We start from the raw sequence: 22,250 nt of genomic DNA, 5'->3' as shown, positions 1-22,250 counted from the left end.
CCGTCGCCTCTCTAAGGTGCTAGGGACTTCGCGGCACAGTAGAATAGCCGCCACCTTACGCAAGATGCGACCCGCTCATGACCGATCTGACGCTTTATCACAACCCGCGCTGCTCGAAATCCCGCGGTGCGCTGGAACTGTTGGAGGCCCGCGGCCTGACGCCCACCGTGGTCCGTTACCTGGAAACCCCGCTCGACGCCGCGCAACTGGAACGCCTGCTGGGCAAGCTGGGCATCACCGCCCGGCAATTGCTGCGCACCGGCGAGGATGAATACAAAGCGCTGAACCTGGCCGACGAAAACCTGAGCCAGGCCCAGTTGATCGCGGCCATCGCCACCCACCCGAAACTCATGGAACGGCCGATTCTGGAAGCCGGTGAAAAGGCCGTGATCGGCCGGCCGCCGGAGAAGATTCTGGAGATCCTGCCGTGACCACGCCGTACATCCTGGTGCTGTATTACAGCCGCAGCGGCTCCACCAACGAGATGGCCCGGCAAATCGCCCGGGGTGTCGAACAGGCCGGACTGGAAGCCAGGCTGCGTACGGTGCCGGCGATTTCCGCCGAGTGCGAGGCGGTGGCCCCGGACATCCCCGAGCAAGGCCCACTCTACGCCAGCCTCGATGACCTGAAACATTGCGCCGGCCTGGCCTTGGGCAGCCCGACGCGGTTCGGCAACATGGCCGCGCCACTCAAGTACTTTCTCGACGGCACCAGCAACCTGTGGCTGACCGGCGCGCTGGTGGGCAAACCGGCCGGGGTGTTCACCTCCACCGCGAGCCTGCACGGCGGCCAGGAAACCACCCTGCTGTCGATGATGCTGCCGCTGTTGCACCACGGCATGCTGATCACCGGCCTGCCCTACAGCGAATCGGCCCTGATCGACACCCAGGGCGGCGGCACGCCCTACGGTCCGAGCCATCATGCCGGGGCCGATGGCAAAAGCGGCTTGAACGAACATGAAGTCGCCCTGTGCCGCGCCTTGGGTTCGCGCCTGGCGAAAACCGCCCTGCTGCTGGAGAACGGCCGTGGCTAAGAAGCCGAAGATCCTGCCTTCCATCCAATGGCTGGAACCGCGCGTACGCCTGGCTCGCGTCCTCAGCCTGCTGTGCTTTTTCGGCCTGGTGGGGTTGCTCAGCGCCTATTACCTGCTGATCGCCGACCTGCACGGCGCGCGGCCCTGGGTGATTCTGCTGATCGAACTGGTGCCGCTGCTGATACTCGCGCCCGGCATGCTCAGCGGTAGCGCCCGCGGGCATTCGTGGATGTGCTTCGTGGTGAACCTGTATTTCATCAAAGGCGCACTGGCGGCCTATGACCCGAACCGGCAATGGTTCGGCGTACTGGAAATGGCGGCGAGCGTGGCGGTGTTCTGCTCGGCCCTGCTGTATGTGCGCTGGCGGTTCCAGTTGAACCGGCGGTTGGCGGGGGAAGGCGAGATTTCCGTCGCCTGATACATCGCTATCGCGAGCAAGCTCGCTCCCACAAGGGCTCGATGGCACCCTGTGGGAGCGAGCTTGCTCGCGATGGCCGCAACGCGGTCTCAATGATTCACGGTATACGCCAGCATCATCGATATCTGGCTCATGGGCCTTCCCCCGCTCTCTTCGTGCCACCGGTTGAAGGCATTCTGCACCGTCGCCAGGTCCCGCTGGCTGGTGGGGACTTTGTCGATGATGTCCTGGGCATTGAGCGCGGCCACCACGTCATAACTGGGCACGAAGGTGTCCTTGCCCATCATCCGCAAGAAGCGCGGCGCCGACAGGCCGCCCAACTGATGGCCGTGCTTTTTCAGGTAGGTCCACAAGCCGACGATGTCGGTCACCGGCCAGTCGGCCACCAGTGCGCCAAAGCTGCCCTTTTCATGGGCCACGTCCAATATCAGCTGCGCGTTGCGCGGCACGCTCTTGAGTTTGCCCAGGTGGCGGATGATCCGCGCGTCCTGCATCAAACGCTCCAGGTGCTCGGCGCTCATCAGCACGACTTTCTCCGGATCGAACTTGAAGAACACCTCTTCGAACGCCGGCCACTTGGCATCTACCAGGCTGTGCTTGAGCCCGGCGCGGAACACCCGCAGCGCCATGGTCGAGAGGTAGCGGTCGTCGCCGATCTTGCGCAGTTGCGCCGGAGTCTTGGGAACCGGCAGGTGGGCTTCCAGTTCAGCCGCCGAACCGAAGCGGTTCAGACAATACTCGTGCAGCCACTTGTAATCGCGCATGCCCTCTCCTGGGGTCGGAAATGAAAACGGCGCCAGTGGCCCTTATAGCCACTGGCGCCGTGAATAGAGCGGTTGGCACCGTCAGAGGTTCACCACGTTGACGAACCGCGGCGTGGCGTTTTCGTCGATACGCAGGTTGGTGAAGTCGAACAGGTTGCGGTCCGCCAGTTGCGACGGAATGACGTTCTGCAGGCCACGGAAAATGCTCTCGGTACGGCCCGGGGTCTTGCGTTCCCACTCCTGGAGCATCTCCTTGACCACCTGGCGTTGCAGGTTTTCCTGGGAGCCGCACAGGTTGCAGGGGATGATCGGGAACTGCTTGAAATCCGAATAGGCCTGGATGTCTTTCTCGCTGCAATAGGCCAGTGGGCGGATCACCACGTTGCGCCCGTCATCGGCCCGCAGCTTGGGTGGCATGGCCTTGAGCGAACCGTTGTAGAACATGTTCAGGAAGAACGTCTCGACGATGTCGTCGCGATGGTGACCCAGGGCCATCTTGGTCGCACCGATCTCGTCGGCAAAGGTGTAGAGCGTTCCACGCCGCAGGCGCGAGCACAGCGAACAGGTGGTCTTGCCTTCGGGAATCAGTTCCTTGACCACCGAATAGGTGTCTTTCTCGACGATGTGGTATTCCACGCCCAGCGACTCAAGATAGGCCGGCAGCACATGCTCGGGGAACCCGGGCTGCTTCTGGTCCATGTTCACCGCGACGATGTCGAACTTGATCGGCGCAACCTTCTGCAAATGCATCAGCACATCGAGCAAGGTGTAGCTGTCCTTGCCGCCGGACAGGCAGACCATGACCTTGTCGCCGTCCTCGATCATGTTGAAATCGGCGACCGCCTCACCGGCCTGGCGGCGCAGGCGCTTTTGCAGTTTGTTCTGGTTGACCGTAAGAGTGCCCATGACGCGAAATCCGTGAGGTGTGACGAAAGGCCGGCATTTTACGCAAAAAACCCACCTTCGGCGAAGGCTCATGACGAACGCTATTGTGGCGAGGGGATTTATCCCCGCTGGGCTGCGCAGCAGCCCCCTCATCAGGGCTGACCTACTGGGAGTCAATGGTATTGGGGGCGCTTCGCGCCCCGACGGGGATAAATCCCCTCGCCACAGACTCATCGGCGATTAATACACCTTCCTACAGCGCGATTTGCTCTAAGCCCTCCATCCCCCTCGGAGTAACTCCTTTCTATACTGCGACATAAGGTCGCACACATATCCAGACCTTCACTTACTTGGCCACCTTGGCCCGTGTAGGCGCTCCGTTGGGGGGCGATGGCAATAACAAAGGAGTGACTGACTATGATCCATCATGTCGTGGGGCTCTTTACCCACCCTGATCAAGAATGGAAAGACATCCGTGGCGATCAGGAGGAAAGCATCAGCCACATGTACCTCACCCACACGCTGATCCTGGCGGCCATCCCCGCCGTATCGGCATTCATCGGCACCACGCAGGTGGGATGGGTCATCGGCAATCGTCCACCGGTCATGCTCACGCAGGAAAGCGCGCTGTGGATGACCATCATGTCGTACCTGGCCATGTTGGGCGGCGTGGCGGTAATGGGTGCCTTCATCCACTGGATGGCCCGTACCTACGACGCCAATCCGAGCCTGGCCCGTTGCGTCGCGTTCGCCACCTACACCGCGACACCTCTGTTCATAGGCGGCCTGGCGGCGCTCTACCCGCACATGTGGCTGGGGATGATCGTCGGCACGGCGGCAATCTGCTACACCGTCTACCTGTTGTATGTGGGCCTGCCAACGTTCATGAACATTCCCCAGGACGAAGGTTTTCTGTTTTCCAGTTCGGTACTCGCGGTCGGCCTGGTGGTGCTGGTGGCCATCATGGCGTTCACGGTGATCGTCTGGGGGCTGGGCGTCGGCCCGGTCTATACCAATTGAAGTAATGCCCGCCAATAAAAAAGCAGGATCTGCCGACACAGGCCGCCGCAAGGCGGCCTTCCTGTGTTCGAAACGACCACTGGGCGCCTGGGCGATTCGCAACGGCCGACGCTTGCGGCATACTCGGGCTTCTGGAGACCCGTAAAGCATGCTCGAGCAACTCAATACCCGCGTCGAAGAGTGTTACCAACAAGCCGAATCCTTTTTCAAACGTCCTTTCAAACGCCCGGTGGTCAGCTTCAAATTGCGTGGCCAGAAGGCCGGTGTCGCGCACTTGCACGAAAACCTGCTGCGCTTCAATCCACAGTTGTACCGGGAAAATGCCGAAGACTTCCTCAAGCAGACCGTCGCCCACGAAGTCGCGCACCTGATCGCCCACCAACTGTTTGGCGACCGCATCCAGCCCCATGGCGAAGAATGGCAACTGATCATGCGCGGCGTGTACGAATTGCCGCCCAACCGTTGCCACACCTACGAAATCAAACGCCGCAGTGTGACCCGCTACATCTACAAGTGCCCTTGCGATGGCAGCGATTTCCCGTTCTCGGCCCAGCGCCACAGCCTGGTGCGCCAGGGGCGGCGGTATTTGTGCCGCAGCTGTCGCAATACCTTGGTATTCAGTGGGGAAACGCGGGTGGAGTAAATTTTTGTGGTGTTTGGGCTGGCCCCATCGCGAGCAGGCTCGCTCCCACAGGGATTGAGTGAACGCCATAAATCCAATGTGGGAGCGAGCCTGCTCGCGATGACTGCCTGACAGGCGCTACAAAACCACCCCACTGCGACGCAATTGAGCAATCCGCTGCGCACTGAACCCCAACGCCCCCAACACCTGATCCGTATGCGCCCCCAGCCCCACGCCAATATGGCGAGGTTCGGGCAGCCCCTCCGAAAACCGCAACGGACAGGCCATTTGCGCCTGGCTCGAACCATCCCCCCGGGGCACCTGCTTCACCAGCTCCCGAGCCTGCAATTGCGGATGCCGGACAGCTTCCTCCAGGCTCAGCACCGGCTCGACACAGGCATCGATCCCGGCAAACAAACCGCACAGCTCGGCAAAATCATGCTTCTCGAACTCGGTTTGCAAGGCCTGCTTCAGGGCTTGTTGCTGCTCAGGCTTGGGCGACAGCCCCAGGGCCGCCAGTTCCGGCCGCCCCAAGGCCTCGCACAGCGCCTGCATGAAGGCCGGTTCCAGGCTGCCCACCGACATCCAGCGACCATCGCGGGTGCGGTAATAGTCGTAGAAGCTGCCGCCGTTGAGCATCTGATTCTCCCAACCCGGTTCCACCTCGCAGGCCAGGTAACCGGCACCAGCCATGGCGTTGAGGCTGAACACGCAGTCAGTCATGCTCACGTCCAGGTGCTGGCCCTGACCGGTCTGCTGACGGGCAATGACCGCCGCCAACAGTCCGATCACCCCGTGCAATGAACCACCGGCGATATCCGCCGCCTGAATGCCCAGCGGCAACGGCCCGCTGTCGGCACGGCCAGTGTGGCTGGCCAGCCCCGCCAGGGCCAGGTAGTTGATGTCGTGGCCGGCGCGGTCCTTGTAAGGGCCGGTCTGGCCGTAGCCCGTGATCGACACGTAGATCAGCCGCGGATTGATGGCTTTCAAGGCTTCGTATCCCAGGCCCAGCCGCTCCATCACGCCGGGGCGGAACTGTTCCAGCAGGATGTCGTAGTCCCCCAGCAACTGCGTGACCACCCCCAACGCTTCCGGCTGCTTGAGGTCCAGGGCCAGGCTGCGCTTGTTGCGGTTGAGGTAGGCGTGGCTGGCCGATACGCCCTGGTCATGGGGCGGCAGTACCCGCAGCAAGTCCTGGCGGGTCGGCGACTCGATGCGCAACACCTCGGCCCCCATGTCCGCCAGCAACAGCGAGGCGAACGGGCCAGGCAGCAGGGTCGAGAAGTCCAGAACCTTGAGCGATGCCAGTGGGCCTTGCATGGGTGAATCTCCATAACCTGGGGCGATGGCTGAAGACTAGGCAGGGGCTGGCGTTGGGGCAATTACCGGATTTGCAGTTTGGAATGACTATTGCGCTCAAAGCGCAATGACCCTTTGCAGCGACACTGGACTGTGGGAGCAAAGCTTGCTCGCGAATACAGGCACCTCGATATCGGGAAGACCGCACCGCCTGTATCGCGGGCAAGCCTTGCTCCCACAGGGATAAATCCCCTTGCCACAGATACGCCCTTGCCCTCAGAAATCCGAAGCATGAAAAAACCCGCCGAAGCGGGTTTTTCATTGCAGCCTGAAGATTACTTCACAGCGCCTGGAGCAGAGGACTCAGCCGCTGCAATCTGCGCCGCCGCGATCTGCTCGTCATCTTCACGAACGTCGGAGATACCGCGACCACCGGAAGCCAGCTCGGTCTGCAGTTGATCTACGTCCAGCTCCTTGACCCACTTGGCAACCACGATGGTGGCGACAGCGTTGCCCACCAGGTTGGTCAGGGCGCGAGCTTCGGACATGAAGCGGTCGATACCCAGGATCAGCGCCAGGCCGGCCACCGGCAGGTGACCTACGGCCGACAGGGTGGCCGCCAGTACGATGAAGCCGCTACCGGTCACGCCGGCCGCACCTTTGGACGACAGCAACAGCACCAGCAGCAGGGTGATCTGGTGAGTCAGATCCATCTGGGTGTCGGTGGCCTGGGCGATGAACACTGCCGCCATGGTCAGGTAGATCGAAGTACCGTCGAGGTTGAACGAGTAGCCCGTCGGGATCACCAGGCCTACGACAGATTTCTTCGCGCCCAGGCGCTCCATCTTGATCAACATGCGTGGCAGGGCCGATTCCGAGGAGGAAGTACCCAGCACGATCAGCAGTTCTTCACGGATGTAGCGGATCAGCTTGATGACGCTGAAGCCGTGGGCGCGGCAGATGGCGCCCAGCACCACCAGCACGAACACCACGCAGGTGATGTAGAAGCAGATCATCAACTGGCCCAGTTGTACCAGCGAACCGACACCGTAGGCACCGATGGTGAAGGCCATGGCACCGAACGCACCCAGTGGCGCCAGCTTCATGATCATGTTGATGATGATGAACATCACGTGGGCGAAGCGATCGATGAAGTCCAGCACCGGCTTGCCGTAGGCACCCAGGCGATGCAGGGCGAAGCCGAAGAGCACCGAGAACATCAGCACTTGCAGGATGTCGCCGTTGGCGAACGCGCCGACGATGGTGTTCGGGATCACGTTGAGGATGAAGGCAATGATGCTCTGGTCTTTACCGGCCGAGATGAAACCGGCGATCTTGCTGGTGTCCAGGGTCGATACGTCGATGTGCATGCCGTTGCCCGGCTGCACGACGTTGACCACGACCAGGCCGATCAGCAGGGCGATGGTGGAGACGATTTCGAAGTACAACAGCGCGTAGCCGCCGGTCTTGCCCACCGACTTCATGTTCTGCATGCCGGCGATGCCGCTGACGACGGTACAGAAGATGATCGGGGCGATGACCATTTTGATCAGTTTGATGAACCCGTCACCGAATGGCTTGAGGGCAACACCGGTCTGCGGGTAGAAGTGGCCGAGCAAAATGCCGATGGCAATGGCTACGATCACTTGGAAATACAGGGATTTGTACAGTGGCTGACGAGTCGTCATGGCAAACCTTCCTCAAGAGTCCCGTATGACGACTTCCACCTGTCGTCCACGGCACCTCAATTGCGAACCCTCCTGCACTGGAGGGATTTGTTTTTTTCGGCTGCACGGAGCAGACCTACCCAACGCATCGCAAAGCGCGTGCCATTTTTGCGAAATGCCCTACACCCGGTATAGCAGAAGGGCTTGCGGTTTCCACACGCGACTAAACGCAGTGTATAAGTGGCGGATTTCCGCCTACAGACCATCCCGCGCTCCGGGATTTGGCGGATATCCGCCTTGTTCAGCCTCAAGCCCCTGCTACCATTTGCCCGCTTAACGGACGGATTTCTGCCATGCGCCAACGCACGATCGCCAGCCACTTCGCCCGCGCAGCCCTGGGCGGCGCACGTCGGCAAGGCTTCGACTATTTTCCCTTGTTGCAACAATTGAGCATCAGCCCTGAACTGCTGGATGAACCGCGCGCGCGCATCGCGCCGGAACAGTTCGCCCGCCTGTTGCAAGCGTTGTGGCTGGCAATGGAGGACGAATACCTGGGATTCGGCCGGGCGCCGAGCAAGCCCGGGACGTTCGCCATGATGTGTCATGCGTTGATCCACTGTCGGACCCTGGGCAAGGCCCTTCAGCGCGGCTTGCTGTTCTACAGCCTGTTCCCCGACGCCCCGCGCCTGACGCTGGAAACCGAAGGCGAACGGGTGCGGCTGGTGCTGGACGACTCGACGTTGTGGGACCCCGATCACTTCCTGACTGAAAGCCTGCTGGTGGTCTGGCATCGCCTCGCCAGTTGGCTGATCGGCCAGCGGATCGGCCTGGAGCAGGTGACTTTCGGCTATGCCAGGCCCGCCCACGGGGCCGAATACGACTTATTGTTCCCCTACCCGCTGGTGTTCGACGCGCCCGGCAGCAGCCTGCTGTTCCACAGCCGCTACCTGGACATGCCGCTGTTGCAGGACGAACGCACCCTCAAGCATTTCCTCGAACACTCCCCCGCCGACCTGCTGTCACGCCCGGACGATGGCCATAGCCTGAGCAGCCAACTGCGCCGCCTGCTCAGCCGCGACACGGCACGCTGGCCCGACCTGGATAACGTCGCCGCCCACTTGCACATCAGCCCGCAGACCTTGCGCCGGCATCTGCGGGAGGAAGGCACCAGCTTCCAGGAACTCAAGGATCAGCTACGGCGGGATATCGCCATCTACCACTTGGGGCGTGCGGATCTGTCGTTGCAACAGATTGCCGAGCAGTTGGGTTTTTCCGAACCGTCGGCGTTTCACCGGGCGTTCAAGAAGTGGACGGGGCTGACGCCGGGGGCCTACAGGGAGTTGGAGAACTGATTTCCTGATTGGTTTTTTGTGGTGTGCTGACGGGCCTCATCGCGAGCAAGCTCGCTCCCACATTGGATTTTCGGTGCTCACAAATCCCCTGTGGGAGCGAGCTTGCTCGCGATGAGGCCCGCAAACACACCGAAAACATCCCAGTCAAACCACCGGAAAATGAATCCGGAACGCCGCCCCGCCCAGCTCTGAATCCCCCAGAGTCAAACGGGCGCCATAGCTTTCGATAATGTCCTTGACCACCGCCAGGCCAATGCCCTGCCCCGGATGCTGACGGTCCAGCCGTTCGCCGCGTTGGAGGATCCGCGCACGTTGATCCGGCGGCACACCCGGCCCGTCATCCTCGACGCTCAACTCCGTGCCGCCGAGGGTCTGGTGCACGCTGACGCGCACCTCGCCCAGGCACAGTCGATAGGCGTTCTCCAGGAGGTTGCCGAGCATCTCCAGCAAGGCGCCCTGCTCGATCGGCACCTGGCAGTGCTCCGGCAGATCGAAACTCACATTGACCCGTTTGTCGCGATAGACCTTGTCCAAGGTGTCGCACAGGCTTTGCAGCACCGGGCGCAAGCGCACCTGATGGCGCACCAACCCGCTTTTGCGCAGGCTGGCGCGCTGCAACTGGTAGCCGATCTGCTGGCTCATACGCTCGATCTGGGTTTGCAGCACCCAGGCCTGGCCACGGTCCTCGGGGCGCCGGGCCATGTCTTCGCTGACGCCCTGCAACACCGCCAGCGGGGTTTTCAGGCTGTGGGCCAGGTCATCGAGGGAATCACGGTAACGGCTGCGCTGCTCCCGTTCGCTGTAGAGCAGGCGGTTGAGGGAGCCGGTCAGGCGCAACAGTTCCCGAGGGTGCTCGGTACTGAGGCTTTCCCGGGCACCGCTTTCGATTTCATCCAGTTCCTGACTCAGGCGTCGCAGCGCCCGCAGGCCCCAGGTCAGGCCGATCCACAACAGCGCCAGCAACACCGCCAGGGCCGCGCCAAAACCCAGGTAGAGATTGTCCCGCAACCCCTGCAAGGTCACTTCGTAGTCGCGCACCGGTTGCAAGGTAACGATGCTGAACGCCGCGTTCTGGCCGCCGAGCAACTTGATCTCGACATCATAGACAAAGAACTCCTGGCCGTCGTTCTCGCGAATGCGGGCAAACTGGTTGCCCTGGCCGTCATAGCGCGGCGTGTAGTTGATGTTTTCTTCCTGGGTGGCCTTGGACCGCCAGACCAACCGCCCCTCACGGTCATAGATGTAGCCCAGCAAGCGGGCATCGGCGAGGTTGAAGCGCTCATCGGGCAATTGCGCCGGCATCTTCAAGCGGTTGTTTTCCACCCGGGCGGCGGAAATCAGCGTGGTCACGTCCGAGGCCAGGCGTTGCTCGATGGACTCCTGCAACGCCAGGCTAAACGCGCCTTGCATGGCCGGCAACAAGGCCAGCATGAACAGCACCGCCAGGGTCATCGCGGCCAGCATCAGCCGCAGCCGAAGCGAACGAATCACTGGCAGCGCTCGTTGAACAGGTAACCCAGGCCGCGCACGGTGTCGATGGGCTTGAAGCCGGCGGGGGCTTCCAGTTTGCGGCGCAGGCGCCCTACCAGCACTTCGATGACATTGGGATCGCGCTCGTCGTCATCGGGGTAAAGCTGCTCCATCAAGCGGTCCTTGGCCACCACCTGCTGGTGATGGCGCATCAGGTATTCGAGGATGCGGTATTCGTAGGCGGTCAGCGCCAGCGGCTCGTCATCGAGGACGGCCTGCTTGCGATTGAGGTCCAGCAGCAACGGCCCGGCGACGATGGTCGATTGGGTGAAGCCGCTGGAGCGACGCAGCAAGGCGTTCAACCGAGCCTCCAACTCTTCGAACTGAAACGGCTTGACCACGTAGTCGTCGGCACCGGCGGCCAGGCCTTCGACCTTGTCCTGCCAGTTGCCGCGGGCGGTCAGGATCAGGATCGGAAACGTCTTGTCCTGTGAGCGCAGCCGGCGGATCAGCTCCAGCCCGCTGATACCCGGCAGGCCGAGGTCGATCACCGCCAGGTCGTGATTGAATTCCCGGACCTGGTACAAGGCCTCTTCGGCATTGGCCACGGCCTGCACCACATGGCCGCTGTCAGTGAGACGGGTTTGCAGGTGATGGCGCAACAGCGCTTCGTCTTCGACGACCAGTAACTTCATGGAGCCTCTCCCCAGGCAAATCAAACAATCGCGCGCGGCGCACCTCAACGAAAGGCGCCGGATCGTCTTCGACCGATCCGGCTGGATACACTCACCCTGGCCCGCTTAGAACGTGTAGTTGGCGGACAGGTAGGTCTGGGCACTGCTGGTCAGGTCCAGCGAGCCGACCTTGTCACCACCGTGCGGGCTCATCTCGGTGCTGGCGTTGCTGCGCAGGTAACGGTAACCCAGTTCAACCGAGGTGTTTTGCGAAATTTGTTGCAGCACGCCGCCCTGCAGGCCTACCGCGTAGCCGATGTCGCTGTCGCGGCTGAAACCGGGAGAGTCCTGGGTCAGCTTGGTCAGGCCCGCCGTGCCGCCGCCGAACAGTTTGGTCGTGCTGGTGACCGGAAGGAACACATCGTAGCTGCCCAGCAGGTTTTCCTGGCGCAGCTTGATGCCGTTGTGGGTGCCCGAGACGTTGTCGTAGGTGGCGTAGTAGCGGCCCTGGTCGTTCTGCTTGCCCAGGCGCAGGCCATACGTGGTGTCCTTGCCGATGATGCCGTCGGCGTTCGGGTGGTTCAGGTTGGCATCCAGGGCGTCGGATTTCTTGACCTTGTCGCTGGTCTGGCCGAGGGTCAGGCTGGCGAAGTTGTCATCGGCGTGGGCCAAGGCGCTGGCGCCCAGCACGGTGAAAGCCAGCAACAGTTTTTTCATCTGAGTCATGGTCGAGCTCCTTTGAAGCATGGGTGGTGTGTGAAGTCGCTGTCACGTTAACCAGCGCTCCCTGAACACCCCTTGAACGTTCTCTGAACCTGCGCTGAATGAATCGGCTAATCTGTGCGGACCACTTTCATAAGGAGATCCGTCATGCGCAGGCTGCTTGCTGTTGTACTTTTGGCCATGAGCGGCATGAGTCACGCCGCCATCCAGACCCAGGAGATCCCCTACACCAGTGCCGATGGCACCCAGCTGATCGGTTACTACGCTTATGACGACGCCGTCAAAGGTCCGCGCCCGGGTGTGGTGGTGGTTCACGAATGGTGGGGGCTGAACGATTACGCCAAGCGCCGCGCCCGTGACCTCGCGGGCCTGGGCTACAGCGCCCTGGCCATCGACATGTACGGCGACGGCAAGAACACCGAGCACCCCAAGGACGCCATGGCCTTCATGCAGGCGGCACTCAAGGACGGCAAGGCCGCCAGCGCACGCTTCCAGGCGGGATTGGACCTGCTGAAAAAACAACCCCAGACCGATCCGGACAAACTGGCCGCCATCGGCTACTGCTTCGGCGGCAAGGTGGTGCTGGATGCGGCACGCCAGGGTGTGCCGCTGGCCGGCGTGGTGAGTTTCCACGGCGCGCTGGTGACCAATACCCCGGCCACCCCGGGCAGCGTCAAGGCCAAGGTGCTGGTGGAGCACGGCGCGCTGGACAGCATGGTCACCGAAGACAACGTCACCGCTTTCAAGAGCGAAATGGACAAGGCCGGTGCCGACTATAAATTCGTCAGCCTCGAAGGTGCCAAGCACGGCTTCAGCAACCCTGACGCCGACCGTTTGAGCCACGGCGAACATGGCGGGCCGGACATTGGCTATAACAAGGAAGCCGACGAGAAGTCGTGGGCGGACATGCAGAAGTTCTTCAAGAAAATCTTTGGCTGACGCCCTGGAAGAGACTTCTTGTGCACATCTGTAGGAGCTGACGAGTGCAACGAGGCTGCGATCTTTCCCTTGCCAATTGAGTCGAGAGCGAAAGATCAAGATCAAGATCAAAAGATCGCAGCCTTCGGCAGCTCCTACAGGTCAGGCCCGGCAGGGAAAATCCCATCGCCACTACCCAGCCCCAAGCCAACCCGGCAAAATGCCCGGCATGAAGACACTCCCCCCCCTGCCCGCCTGTTGCTCGCCCCTGGATGAACACTGGCTATTGCCCGACGCGCTGCCCGATACAGTGCTGCTGAGCACCCGCTTCGACCCGTTGCTGCTGGCGGGCACCGACTTTCCCGACAGCGCCATCGAACCACCGGCGAGCATCCAGCGCTCGGTGGCCAAGCGCCAGGCAGAATTCCTGGCCGGGCGGATCTGCGCCCGGGCGGCGTTGCAGCGGCTCGACGGCCAGGCCTGCGTGCCGGCCATCGGCGAAGACCGCGCCCCGGTGTGGCCGGCTCATATCAGCGGCTCGATCACCCACAGCACGGGCCGGGCAGCGGCCATCGTCGCGAAAAAAGACCACTGGCAAGGCTTGGGCATGGACGTGGAAAACCTGCTCGACCCCGAGCGCGCCGAACGCCTGGCCGGTGAAATCCTCACCCCGCCAGAGTTGCAGCGCATGACCCGGCTCACACGCGATGACCAGGCCTTGCTGGTGACCCTGACCTTTTCAGTGAAGGAAAGCTTGTTCAAGGCGCTGTATCCCATCGTCAGGCAGCGTTTTTATTTCGAGCATGCCGAAGTGCTGGACTGGACACACGACGGGCAGGTGCGGCTGCGCTTGCTGACGGACCTGTCGACCGAATGGCGCCATGGCAGTGAGCTGCAGGCGCAATTCGGGGTGAAGGACGGGCAGTTGTTGAGCCTGGTGGGGGTCAGGGCCTGAGATTTTTGGTGTCTGGGAGGGCCTCATCGCGAGCAAGCTCGCTCCCACATGGGCATGCGTTCAACCTGTGGGAGCGAGCTTGCTCGCGATGAGGCCGGCACAGGCACCGCTTCTCTCAAGACCTGTCCTGATGCCTGGGCCAACTCAAGCTGAAGCACGCCCCACCCAGGCTCTTGCTCTTGCCTATCAACGCCCGACCGTCATGCCAGTGGATGATCCGCCGCACGATCGACAGCCCCAGCCCATGACCGCCCGAAGCGCGGGCGCGGCTGTCGTCCAGGCGCAGGAAGGGTTTGAAAATCCGCTCCCACGCCGCTTCCGGCACGCCGGGCCCGTCATCTTCCACGTCCACCCGACAGCGCAACTGGCCCACCTGGTAGCTGACCGTGACCTTGGAATGGGCGTGGCGCATGGCATTGCCCACCAGATTCTGCAAGGCCCGATGCAGAAAGCGTGGCTCGGCCTCGACCCAGGCGCCGTCGCAATCGGCGGCCGACAGGCATAGACCGCGCTCGACCGTGATCCCGGCCCGCAACGGCCCCAGCTCATCGATCACCTGATTAACCAGCGCATCCAGATCCACCCGCTGAAAATTCAACGCCGGCGAACCCTGCTCCAGCCGCGCATAGGTGAGCATTTCGTCCACCAGCCGATCCAGGTCTTCGATGTCGTGATCCATGCCCGCCAGGTATTTATCCCGGGCCTGGGGGGTGGTGGCGCTGCCGAGCATTTCCAGGCCAAACCGCAGGCGCGCCACCGGGGTGCGCAATTCGTGGGACACCGCCCGCACCAGCTCGCGCTGGATCGCCAACAGTTGCTGCAAGTGCTCGGCCATGCCATTGAACGCCGCCGCCAATCGCCCGACCGAGTCGGCGCCGCGGGCCGGCACCCGGGTTTCCAGGCTGCCCTGGGCGATCTGGGTGGCGGCCGACTCCAGGCCACGCAAGCGCCGCTCCAACTGGCGCACCAACAGGTAGACGATCAACCCGATCAGGCTCAACCCCAGCGCCGCGATCAGCACCAGCCATTGCGGCGGATAAGGGTTCATCTGGTACAGCGGGCCGATCTCCAGGACCCACGGGGTGCCGACCATGCCGGCGAAGACCCGGATGGAATCGCCACCCTTGCCCAGCGCCATCACCGTATCGCCCTCGGACACGCGACGGCGCTGATCTTCGTCCATGTCGGCCTGCTCGGCGGTCATGAGTCGCAGGTCGAAACCAAACCCTTTTTCCTGCTCCAGTTGCGCCAGTCGCTTGGGCTGCTCGGCCACGGGGTAACGCACCAGTTCGTCGGCCAACAGGTAAATGGTCGCGCGGGCCAATTGCTCGCTGATCTGCTGGACTTCCCCGACCAACATCAATTGCTCGGTTTCATTGACCAGCCGATAGACTTTTGCCGCATGGGGCCCGGTCTGTTCGACCAACGCCTGGCCGCGCAGTACGCGGGTACGCTGGCCGAGATCCAGATCGGTCTGGGAGAAGGTCTGCAACGCCAGAGGAATGCCCAGCAGGCGCTCCCACACCAGCAGTGCCCGGCGGCGCTCGGTGTCGTTCATGGGTCGCAGGTTCTCGGCCATCAACGAAAACGTGCCATGGGCCAGGCGCTCGCGGTATTGCTCGCCGCGAGTCTGGTTGAGCAGGTGCAGGGCCAACACGCCGAGGACCGCCACCAGCACCAGCGCCGCGCACATGCCGCCATAAATACGCAGGAAGATCGAATTCACGGCGCCAAGTCTGCGCAAGCTTCGGGAACGAACAGGTAGCCTTTGCTGCGGATGGTCTTGATCAGCCGTGGATGGTCCGGGTCGTCGCCGATCTTGGGCCGGATGCGCGAAATACGCACGTCGATGGAGCGGTCCTGGCCGTCATAGCCGATGCCGCGCAGGGCGGTGAAGATTTCTTCCCGGGACAGGATGCGCCCGGCATTGGACACCAGCAGCCACAGCAGGTCGAATTCGGCGCTGGTCAGCTCGATACCGTTGCCCTGCAACCAGGCTTCGCGCAGGGCGTCGTCGACCACCAGCGGGCCGAATTGCAGGCGCCGCTGCTTCTGCGCCACGCTCGGCTCCGGCTCGCTGCGTCGCAGCAGGGCCTGGATCCGCGCCAACAGCAAGCGCGGGCGAACCGGCTTGCAAACGTAATCATCGGCGCCCAGGTCCAGGCCCTGGATCTGGTCTGTGTCGTCGGTGCGGGCGGTGAGCATCAGGATCGGCCCGTCGTAGTGCTCACGCACCTTGCGGCAGATGCTCAGGCCGTCTTCGCCGGGCAGCATCAGGTCGAGGACCACCAGGTCCGGCTGCTCGGCAATGATCCGCGCCGCCGCCACCGCACCGTCGCCTTCGATGGCGACACGCAACCCGTTGCTTTCGAGGTATTCCCGGGTCAGCTCGGCCAGACGCTGGTCATCCTCGACGATCAATACCTGCCAGGCTTCTTGTTCCACAGGGGGACCTTTTGGCTGATTAGCTAAATAAGGAGAGGCGTGTTGCCAATCTCACTGACAAGGCACGAACCCTGTGGGAGCGAGCTTGCTCGCGATGGCGGTGTGTCTGTCAGCCTCCATGCTGCTGCTCCGACGCTATCGCGAGCAAGCTCGCTCCCACAGGTTGGGTCCTGCGCCTCCCCGTCTTTTTGTCATGTTAAAGGAGGATAAACACCCCCATGCACGGGCCGATTGTATAAACGCCGCCTGCACAGAAAACAAGCGGACAAATGCGTTTCGGTCGGGTGGGTTTTATGTGGTAATGTCCGCGCCCGCAAAAATCTTCAGGCTGTTTTCGGATCGTCGAAACCGGTGAAAAAAGGTCCACTCCAGCTAGGTCGCGGCCTACAGAGCAGTTCCATGTTTCGCACACAAATTACGCACAGGCTTATCCACAGGTAGTACGTTGCATACCCCCCGAAAACGCATTATCTTGTAGCCCGCCGCGTAAAAAACCCTACATGTAGGGTTTCAGGCCAAAAACCAAACACAAGTCGGGCAGAGAATTCAAGCGCTTTTCTTGCTTCTGTCCAACTGGAACATCGCATTTCCCCAAGCCCAGACCGCCCCTGCGGATGGCAGCTGTTTCCAGGTCGAAAACGACCGAAACGGTACGGGTGTTGCAGTCAATTGCTGCCACCCCGGCAATCCGGTTTCGAGCCTCGCTCGTAACCTGAGAACTTCGGATGGAAGCGGCATTAAACGCCTGCTTCCTACTGTCCCGAAGTTGTTATGCCCGGCGCCAGTCGGTTGTAGTGCTTCAGGACGGAACGGTGGGCACCGTGATGGTGCCCAAACAAACATAGAGAACGTGGAGACACCCATGCACACCGACACAACTCGCGAGAACCCGCAGGGCACCGCGCCGCTGGCCGCCGATTCGAGCCCGGATCTGTCCGCCACCGCGCCGGGCCAACTGCGCGTGATCAAGCGTAACGGCACTGTCGTTCCTTACACCGATGACAAGATCACCGTCGCCATCACCAAAGCGTTTCTCGCAGTTGAAGGCGGCACCGCTGCCGCTTCGTCGCGAATCCACGACACCGTCGCCCGCCTGACCGAACAGGTCACCGCGACCTTCAAGCGTCGCATGCCTTCGGGCGGCACCATCCACATCGAAGAAATCCAGGACCAGGTCGAACTGGCCCTGATGCGTGCCGGCGAGCAGAAAGTGGCCCGCGACTACGTGATCTACCGTGATTCGCGCGCCAAGGAACGTGCCACCCGCTCCCCGGCCGACGCACCGGTCCAGGCCCACCCTTCGATCCGCATCGCACGCGCCGACGGCAGCCTGGCGCCGCTGGACATGGGCCGCCTGAACACCATCGTCACCGAGGCCTGCGAAGGCCTGGAAGAAGTCGATGGCGACCTGATCCAGCGCGAAACCCTGAAGAACCTCTATGACGGCGTCGCCCTCAAGGACGTCAACACCGCGTTGGTGATGACCGCCCGGACCCTGGTGGAACGCGAGCCGAACTACTCCTTCGTGACCGCCCGCCTGCTGATGGACACCCTGCGTGCCGAAGGTCTGAGCTTCCTGGAAGTCGCCGAGAGCGCGACCCACCACGAAATGGTCGACCTGTACGCCAAGGCGTTGCCCGCTTATGTCGCCAAGGGTATCGAGTTCGAATTGCTGAACCCGGTCCTGGCCGAATTCGACCTGGAAAAACTCGGCAAGGCGATCAACCACGAGCGTGACCAGCAGTTCACCTACCTGGGCCTGCAAACCCTGTACGACCGTTATTTCATCCACAAGGACGGTATCCGTTTCGAACTGCCGCAGATCTTCTTCATGCGCGTGGCCATGGGCCTGGCAATCGAAGAGAAGCAGCGCGAAGACCGTGCGATCGAGTTCTACAACCTGTTGTCGTCCTTCGACTACATGGCGTCGACCCCGACCCTGTTCAACGCCGGCACCCTGCGTCCACAGCTGTCGAGCTGCTACCTGACCACCGTACCGGACGACCTGTCGGGCATCTACGGCGCCATCCACGACAACGCCATGCTGTCGAAATTCGCCGGCGGCCTGGGCAACGACTGGACCCCGGTTCGCGCATTGGGCTCGTACATCAAGGGCACCAACGGTAAATCCCAGGGCGTCGTGCCGTTCCTCAAAGTGGTCAACGACACCGCCGTTGCGGTCAACCAGGGCGGCAAGCGCAAGGGCGCGGTCTGTGCCTACCTGGAAACCTGGCACATGGACATCGAAGAGTTCATCGAGCTGCGCAAGAACACCGGTGATGACCGCCGTCGTACCCACGACATGAACACCGCCAACTGGATCCCCGACCTGTTCATGAAGCGTGTCTTCGACGACGGTAAGTGGACCCTGTTCTCGCCATCCGAAGTGCCGGACCTGCACGACCTGACCGGCAAGGCTTTCGAAGAGCGCTACGAGTACTACGAAGCCCTGACCGAGTACAACAAGATCAAGCTGTTCAAAGTCGTCCAGGCCAAAGACCTGTGGCGCAAGATGTTGTCGATGCTGTTCGAAACCGGCCACCCATGGCTGACCTTCAAGGACCCGTGCAACCTGCGCAGTCCGCAGCAGCACGTGGGTGTGGTCCACAGCTCGAACCTTTGCACCGAGATCACCCTGAACACCAACAAGGACGAGATCGCGGTCTGCAACCTGGGCTCGATCAACCTGCCGAACCACATCGTCGACGGCAAGCTGGACACCGCCAAGCTGCAACGCACCGTGAACACCGCCGTGCGCATGCTCGACAACGTGATCGACATCAACTACTACTCGGTGCCGCAAGCGAAGAACTCCAACTTCAAGCACCGTCCGGTCGGCCTGGGCATCATGGGCTTCCAGGACGCGCTGTACCTGCAGCACATCCCGTACGGTTCCGATGCCGCGGTCGAGTTCGCCGACAAGTCCATGGAAGCGGTCAGCTACTATGCGATCCAGGCTTCCTGCGACTTGGCCGACGAGCGTGGCGCCTACGAGACGTTCCAGGGTTCGCTCTGGTCCCAGGGCATCCTGCCGCTGGACTCGCAACAGATCCTGATCGCCCAGCGCGGCCAGAAGTACATCGACGTCGACCTGAACGAATCCCTGGACTGGGCACCGGTTCGCGCCCGTGTGCAGAAAGGCATCCGTAACTCCAACATCATGGCCATCGCACCGACCGCCACCATCGCCAACATCACCGGCGTGTCGCAGTCGATCGAACCGACCTACCAGAACCTGTATGTGAAATCGAACCTGTCGGGCGAATTCACCGTGATCAACCCGTACCTGGTTCGCGACCTCAAGGCTCGCGGCCTGTGGGACTCGGTCATGATCAACGACCTGAAGTACTACGACGGTTCGGTGCAACAGATCGAACGCATCCCGCAAGAGCTCAAAGCGCTCTATGCCACGGCGTTCGAAGTGGACACCAAGTGGATCGTCGACGCCGCCAGCCGTCGCCAGAAGTGGATCGACCAGGCTCAGTCGCTGAACCTGTACATCGCCGGCGCTTCGGGCAAGAAGCTGGACGTGACCTACCGCATGGCCTGGTACCGTGGCCTGAAAACCACTTACTACCTCCGTGCCCTGGCCGCCACCAGCACCGAGAAGTCGACCATCAACACCGGCAAGCTGAACGCGGTTTCCAGCGGCGGCAATCACGGTGACGATTCGGTCCTGGCGGCTCCAGCAGGTCCGGCGCCAGTGCCAAAGGCCTGTGCGATCGACGAGCCGGATTGCGAAGCTTGCCAATAAGCTGAGCGGGTGGGCGTGTAAAGGCGCCGATTGAAGAAGCCCCCGATAGACCGCTAGTTTATCGGGGGTTTTCTTTTGTGTGGAGAAAAGCCGGGTAAAAAAAAACGGCAAGGCCCGATTGTGGGCTTTGCCGTTGGTGTTTCATCTCACCGCAACATCCGCCGAAAATCGACGGATGCCGCAGTGGCCAGATGACGCTTAGACCGGAAGGGTGAAAGAGTCACCGTTGTTGGTAAAGAACGTTTCGATGGTATTGCTTCCTGCGTACCAGTCCTTCAGGAAAACACCGGAGTCCAGGTTTCCACTCTGGTAATCGGCCACGTTGAAGATGTAGGCGCCCGCATCGGTTTTGATCACCTGCACGTCGTTGACACTCTGGATATTTTTCAACCTGACAGTGTCGACACCTGTTGTCCCGGTGTCCTCGATGGCGACCATGCTCTTGGAGTTGACTATGTAGGCGTCACTACCTTCCCCACCATAGGCATCGCCAGACGCATTCATGTTGAAGGTATCGAAACCCGCGCCCCCATGAAGCTCATAGGCGTAACCGGTTCCCGTCAGGATGTCGTTGCCATCGCCCCCATAAGCAATGCCGGAAGAGACCGTCAACGTATCGCTGCCGGCCTCGCCGTAAAGCACGCTGCCAGCATCGTTGCCGCTGCTCATCATGGTGTCATTGCCATTGCCGCCATACAGCGTATCGGCCTGGGTGCCCGAGGAAGGCGTCAATGCAAGGGTGCTGATGTCCGTGACGGTGCCGCCATAGATAAAGTCATCGCCATCGCCGCCGTAAAGCAGGTCGTTGCCCGCCCCACCTTCCAGCTTGTTCGAGTAGGCGTTGCCCGTCAGGGTGTCGTTGAATTGCGAGCCGATCAGATTATCGATATTGGCCAGCACGTCGCCTTGCGCATCACCTCCCGACGCGGTTCCCGCCAACAGATCGACCTGTACCGCATCGTTGCTGGTCAGATACCAGGCACCGTCGCCACGGCCCAATCCATTGAGCGTGTCAGCGCCCGCCCCCCCGATGAAGTTTTCCGCAGCTCCCGTACTGCCGGTGAAGGCATCGGCCTGTGCGGTCCCTTGGAAAATTTCAATGGAGGTGTAACTATCGCCGGCCGCGACACCCGTCACCAGAGGCGCACTCAGGTCCAACGTGATACCCGAGCTCTCACTGGCGAAGCTCAACAAGTCCAGGCCGGTGCCACCGTTGAAGATGTTGGCCCCTGCATCACCGACAAATACGTCACTGTAATTGGAGCCCGTAATCGCTTCGATGCTGCTGTAGGTATCACCTGCCGCGATACCGGTATGGATACCCGTTTGGGTGTTGATGGTCACACTCGCACCACTGTCAGCGTAGCTGACTGTATCGGTGCCCGCGCCGCCAATGAGTTGGTCCGCACCAGCGCCACCGAACAGGGTATCGTTACCCGCACCGCCGATGATGACGTTGTCCGAGGCGTTGCCGCGACCGACGAAATTACCCGTGCCAGTGAAGGTCAGGCGCTCGACCTCCGAAGTCAGGGTCACGCTGGCCTGATTGGTGCGCACCTCATCGTCACCGCCACCGGCAAACTCCCGCACGAACTGGCTGGCCGTGCCGTTGATGATGTACACGTCGTTGCCGTTACCGCCATAGAACTCGGTAGTGCCCAGTGCGGTGGTGAATACATCGTCATAGTTCGAGCCGGTAATTCTCTCGAAGGCCGTGAAGATGTCGCCTTGAGCATCACCGCCCGACCCCGTCCCCGCGGTGGCAGACGTCATGGTGATATTGATGCCCTGTTCCGACTGCGAATAAGAAAGCATGTCGGTACCTGAGTAACCATCTAGACTGTCAGCATCGGCACTGGCGTAAAACGTATCGTCGATTGCCGAGCCTCGGAACGTCTCGATACCGCTGAATGTATCGCCCGCCGCAAACCCGGTGTGTACCCCGGTTTTCAGGTTCAGGGTGACGCTGCTCGCATCCTCGTAACTGACGGTGTCGATGCCGGCACCGCCAATCAATTGGTCCGCACCATTGCCGCCGATCAAAATATCGTTACCTGCGCCGGCGGTGATGATGTTGTCTGAAGCGTTGCCATTACCGCGGAAATTACCTGTGCCGGTGAAGGTCAGGCGTTCAACCTCCGTGGCCAGGGTCACGCTGGCCTGATTGGTGCGCACCTCATCGTCACCGCCACCGGCAAACTCCCGCACGAACTGGCTGGCCGTGCCGTTGATAACGTAAACGTCGTTACCC

General features: G+C 61.6%; 19 protein-coding genes. 9 read left to right on the top strand and 10 right to left on the bottom strand.

Translation table 11 applies throughout. The features are described from left to right. Positions 1 to 77: 77 nt before the first annotated feature. Genes arsC through BLU85_RS23115 form a run of 3 tightly spaced genes read left to right on the top strand, consistent with a single transcriptional unit; the run spans position 78 to position 1,451 of the window. Entirely contained in the window at positions 78 to 431 is a 354-nt protein-coding gene (gene arsC / locus BLU85_RS23125) for an arsenate reductase (glutaredoxin) (protein ID WP_092204011.1), read from the top strand. Further along, positions 428 to 1,033, top strand: a complete 606-nt coding sequence (gene wrbA / locus BLU85_RS23120) for an NAD(P)H:quinone oxidoreductase (RefSeq protein ID WP_092204009.1) — start codon at positions 428 to 430, stop codon at positions 1,031 to 1,033. The genes arsC and wrbA overlap by 4 nt, the downstream gene beginning before the upstream one ends. Next, entirely contained in the window at positions 1,026 to 1,451 is a 426-nt protein-coding gene (locus tag BLU85_RS23115) for a DUF2069 domain-containing protein (RefSeq protein ID WP_092169969.1), read from the top strand. The genes wrbA and BLU85_RS23115 overlap by 8 nt, the downstream gene beginning before the upstream one ends. 89 nt (positions 1,452 to 1,540) lie before the next feature. Here the strand turns inward: BLU85_RS23115 and BLU85_RS23110 are convergent, their stop codons facing one another. Both BLU85_RS23110 and ttcA read right to left on the bottom strand, forming a co-directional pair. After that, the gene (locus BLU85_RS23110) at positions 1,541 to 2,215 is read right to left on the bottom strand and encodes a DNA-3-methyladenine glycosylase I (RefSeq protein WP_092204007.1); all 675 of its coding nucleotides are present in this window, start codon (positions 2,213 to 2,215) and stop codon (positions 1,541 to 1,543) included. A gap of 81 nt (positions 2,216 to 2,296) precedes the next feature. After that, positions 2,297 to 3,121, bottom strand: coding sequence for a tRNA 2-thiocytidine(32) synthetase TtcA (ttcA, locus tag BLU85_RS23105; RefSeq protein ID WP_003204698.1), 825 nt, complete (start codon positions 3,119 to 3,121; stop codon positions 2,297 to 2,299). Positions 3,122 to 3,517: 396 nt separating this feature from the next. Here ttcA and BLU85_RS23100 point away from each other — a divergent pair, with 396 nt between their 5' ends. Both BLU85_RS23100 and BLU85_RS23095 read left to right on the top strand, forming a co-directional pair. Beyond that, positions 3,518 to 4,120 carry a Yip1 family protein gene (locus BLU85_RS23100; protein ID WP_092204005.1) on the top strand — a complete coding sequence of 201 codons (603 nt, stop codon included), beginning with the start codon at positions 3,518 to 3,520 and terminating at the stop codon, positions 4,118 to 4,120. A 148-nt stretch (positions 4,121 to 4,268) separates the two neighbouring features. Then, positions 4,269 to 4,763 carry a SprT family zinc-dependent metalloprotease gene (locus BLU85_RS23095; RefSeq protein WP_092204003.1) on the top strand — a complete coding sequence of 165 codons (495 nt, stop codon included), beginning with the start codon at positions 4,269 to 4,271 and terminating at the stop codon, positions 4,761 to 4,763. Positions 4,764 to 4,880: 117 nt separating this feature from the next. On the opposite strand, the gene BLU85_RS23090 is transcribed toward BLU85_RS23095, so the two are convergent. Both BLU85_RS23090 and BLU85_RS23085 read right to left on the bottom strand, forming a co-directional pair. Next, positions 4,881 to 6,062: a CaiB/BaiF CoA transferase family protein gene (locus tag BLU85_RS23090; RefSeq protein ID WP_092204001.1), complete on the bottom strand. Its 1,182-nt coding sequence runs from the start codon at positions 6,060 to 6,062 to the stop codon at positions 4,881 to 4,883. A 314-nt stretch (positions 6,063 to 6,376) separates the two neighbouring features. Then, a complete protein-coding gene (locus BLU85_RS23085; RefSeq protein WP_092203999.1) occupies positions 6,377 to 7,729 on the bottom strand; it encodes a dicarboxylate/amino acid:cation symporter in 1,353 nt (450 codons plus the stop codon). A gap of 332 nt (positions 7,730 to 8,061) precedes the next feature. Here BLU85_RS23085 and BLU85_RS23080 point away from each other — a divergent pair, with 332 nt between their 5' ends. Next, complete coding sequence (locus BLU85_RS23080; RefSeq protein ID WP_092203998.1) at positions 8,062 to 9,060, top strand: AraC family transcriptional regulator; 999 nt, start codon at positions 8,062 to 8,064, stop codon at positions 9,058 to 9,060. Between the two features lie 144 nt (positions 9,061 to 9,204). Here BLU85_RS23080 and BLU85_RS23075 read toward each other — a convergent pair whose 3' ends face one another. The 3 genes from BLU85_RS23075 to BLU85_RS23065 all read right to left on the bottom strand — a co-directional run bounded on the left by BLU85_RS23075 (position 9,205) and on the right by BLU85_RS23065 (position 11,930). Next, the gene (locus tag BLU85_RS23075) at positions 9,205 to 10,551 is read right to left on the bottom strand and encodes an ATP-binding protein (RefSeq protein ID WP_092203996.1); all 1,347 of its coding nucleotides are present in this window, start codon (positions 10,549 to 10,551) and stop codon (positions 9,205 to 9,207) included. Continuing rightward, positions 10,548 to 11,225: a response regulator gene (locus BLU85_RS23070; RefSeq protein ID WP_092203994.1), complete on the bottom strand. Its 678-nt coding sequence runs from the start codon at positions 11,223 to 11,225 to the stop codon at positions 10,548 to 10,550. Before BLU85_RS23070 ends, BLU85_RS23075 begins: the two co-directional genes overlap by 4 nt. 105 nt (positions 11,226 to 11,330) lie before the next feature. Next, on the bottom strand, positions 11,331 to 11,930 hold the full coding sequence (locus BLU85_RS23065; RefSeq protein ID WP_092169949.1) for a hypothetical protein: 600 nt from the start codon (positions 11,928 to 11,930) through the stop codon (positions 11,331 to 11,333). Between the two features lie 144 nt (positions 11,931 to 12,074). Here BLU85_RS23065 and BLU85_RS23060 point away from each other — a divergent pair, with 144 nt between their 5' ends. After that, positions 12,075 to 12,866, top strand: a complete 792-nt coding sequence (locus BLU85_RS23060) for a dienelactone hydrolase family protein (protein ID WP_092203992.1) — start codon at positions 12,075 to 12,077, stop codon at positions 12,864 to 12,866. Between the two features lie 208 nt (positions 12,867 to 13,074). Next, on the top strand, positions 13,075 to 13,800 hold the full coding sequence (locus tag BLU85_RS23055) for a 4'-phosphopantetheinyl transferase family protein (RefSeq protein ID WP_218190020.1): 726 nt from the start codon (positions 13,075 to 13,077) through the stop codon (positions 13,798 to 13,800). A gap of 115 nt (positions 13,801 to 13,915) precedes the next feature. Here BLU85_RS23055 and BLU85_RS23050 read toward each other — a convergent pair whose 3' ends face one another. Both BLU85_RS23050 and BLU85_RS23045 read right to left on the bottom strand, forming a co-directional pair. Further along, the gene (locus tag BLU85_RS23050; RefSeq protein ID WP_092203988.1) at positions 13,916 to 15,526 is read right to left on the bottom strand and encodes an ATP-binding protein; all 1,611 of its coding nucleotides are present in this window, start codon (positions 15,524 to 15,526) and stop codon (positions 13,916 to 13,918) included. Beyond that, positions 15,523 to 16,245 (bottom strand): response regulator, encoded by a 723-nt coding sequence (locus tag BLU85_RS23045; protein WP_060741042.1) that lies wholly within the window; start codon positions 16,243 to 16,245, stop codon positions 15,523 to 15,525. Before BLU85_RS23045 ends, BLU85_RS23050 begins: the two co-directional genes overlap by 4 nt. Positions 16,246 to 17,107: 862 nt before the next feature. Here BLU85_RS23045 and BLU85_RS23040 point away from each other — a divergent pair. Next, positions 17,108 to 19,999 (top strand): ribonucleoside-diphosphate reductase subunit alpha, encoded by a 2,892-nt coding sequence (locus BLU85_RS23040; protein WP_060741041.1) that lies wholly within the window; start codon positions 17,108 to 17,110, stop codon positions 19,997 to 19,999. Positions 20,000 to 20,197: 198 nt separating this feature from the next. Here the strand turns inward: BLU85_RS23040 and BLU85_RS23035 are convergent. Beyond that, positions 20,198 to 22,250, bottom strand: a 2,053-nt coding sequence (locus BLU85_RS23035) for a beta strand repeat-containing protein (protein ID WP_092290045.1), incomplete at its 5' end; no start/stop codon positions are given.

Origin of the sequence: Pseudomonas sp. NFACC14 (assembly GCF_900106885.1) — a bacterium.
Lineage (GTDB): Bacteria > Pseudomonadota > Gammaproteobacteria > Pseudomonadales > Pseudomonadaceae > Aquipseudomonas > Aquipseudomonas fluorescens_AA.
This window is presented reverse-complemented; position numbering and strand designations above follow the sequence as displayed.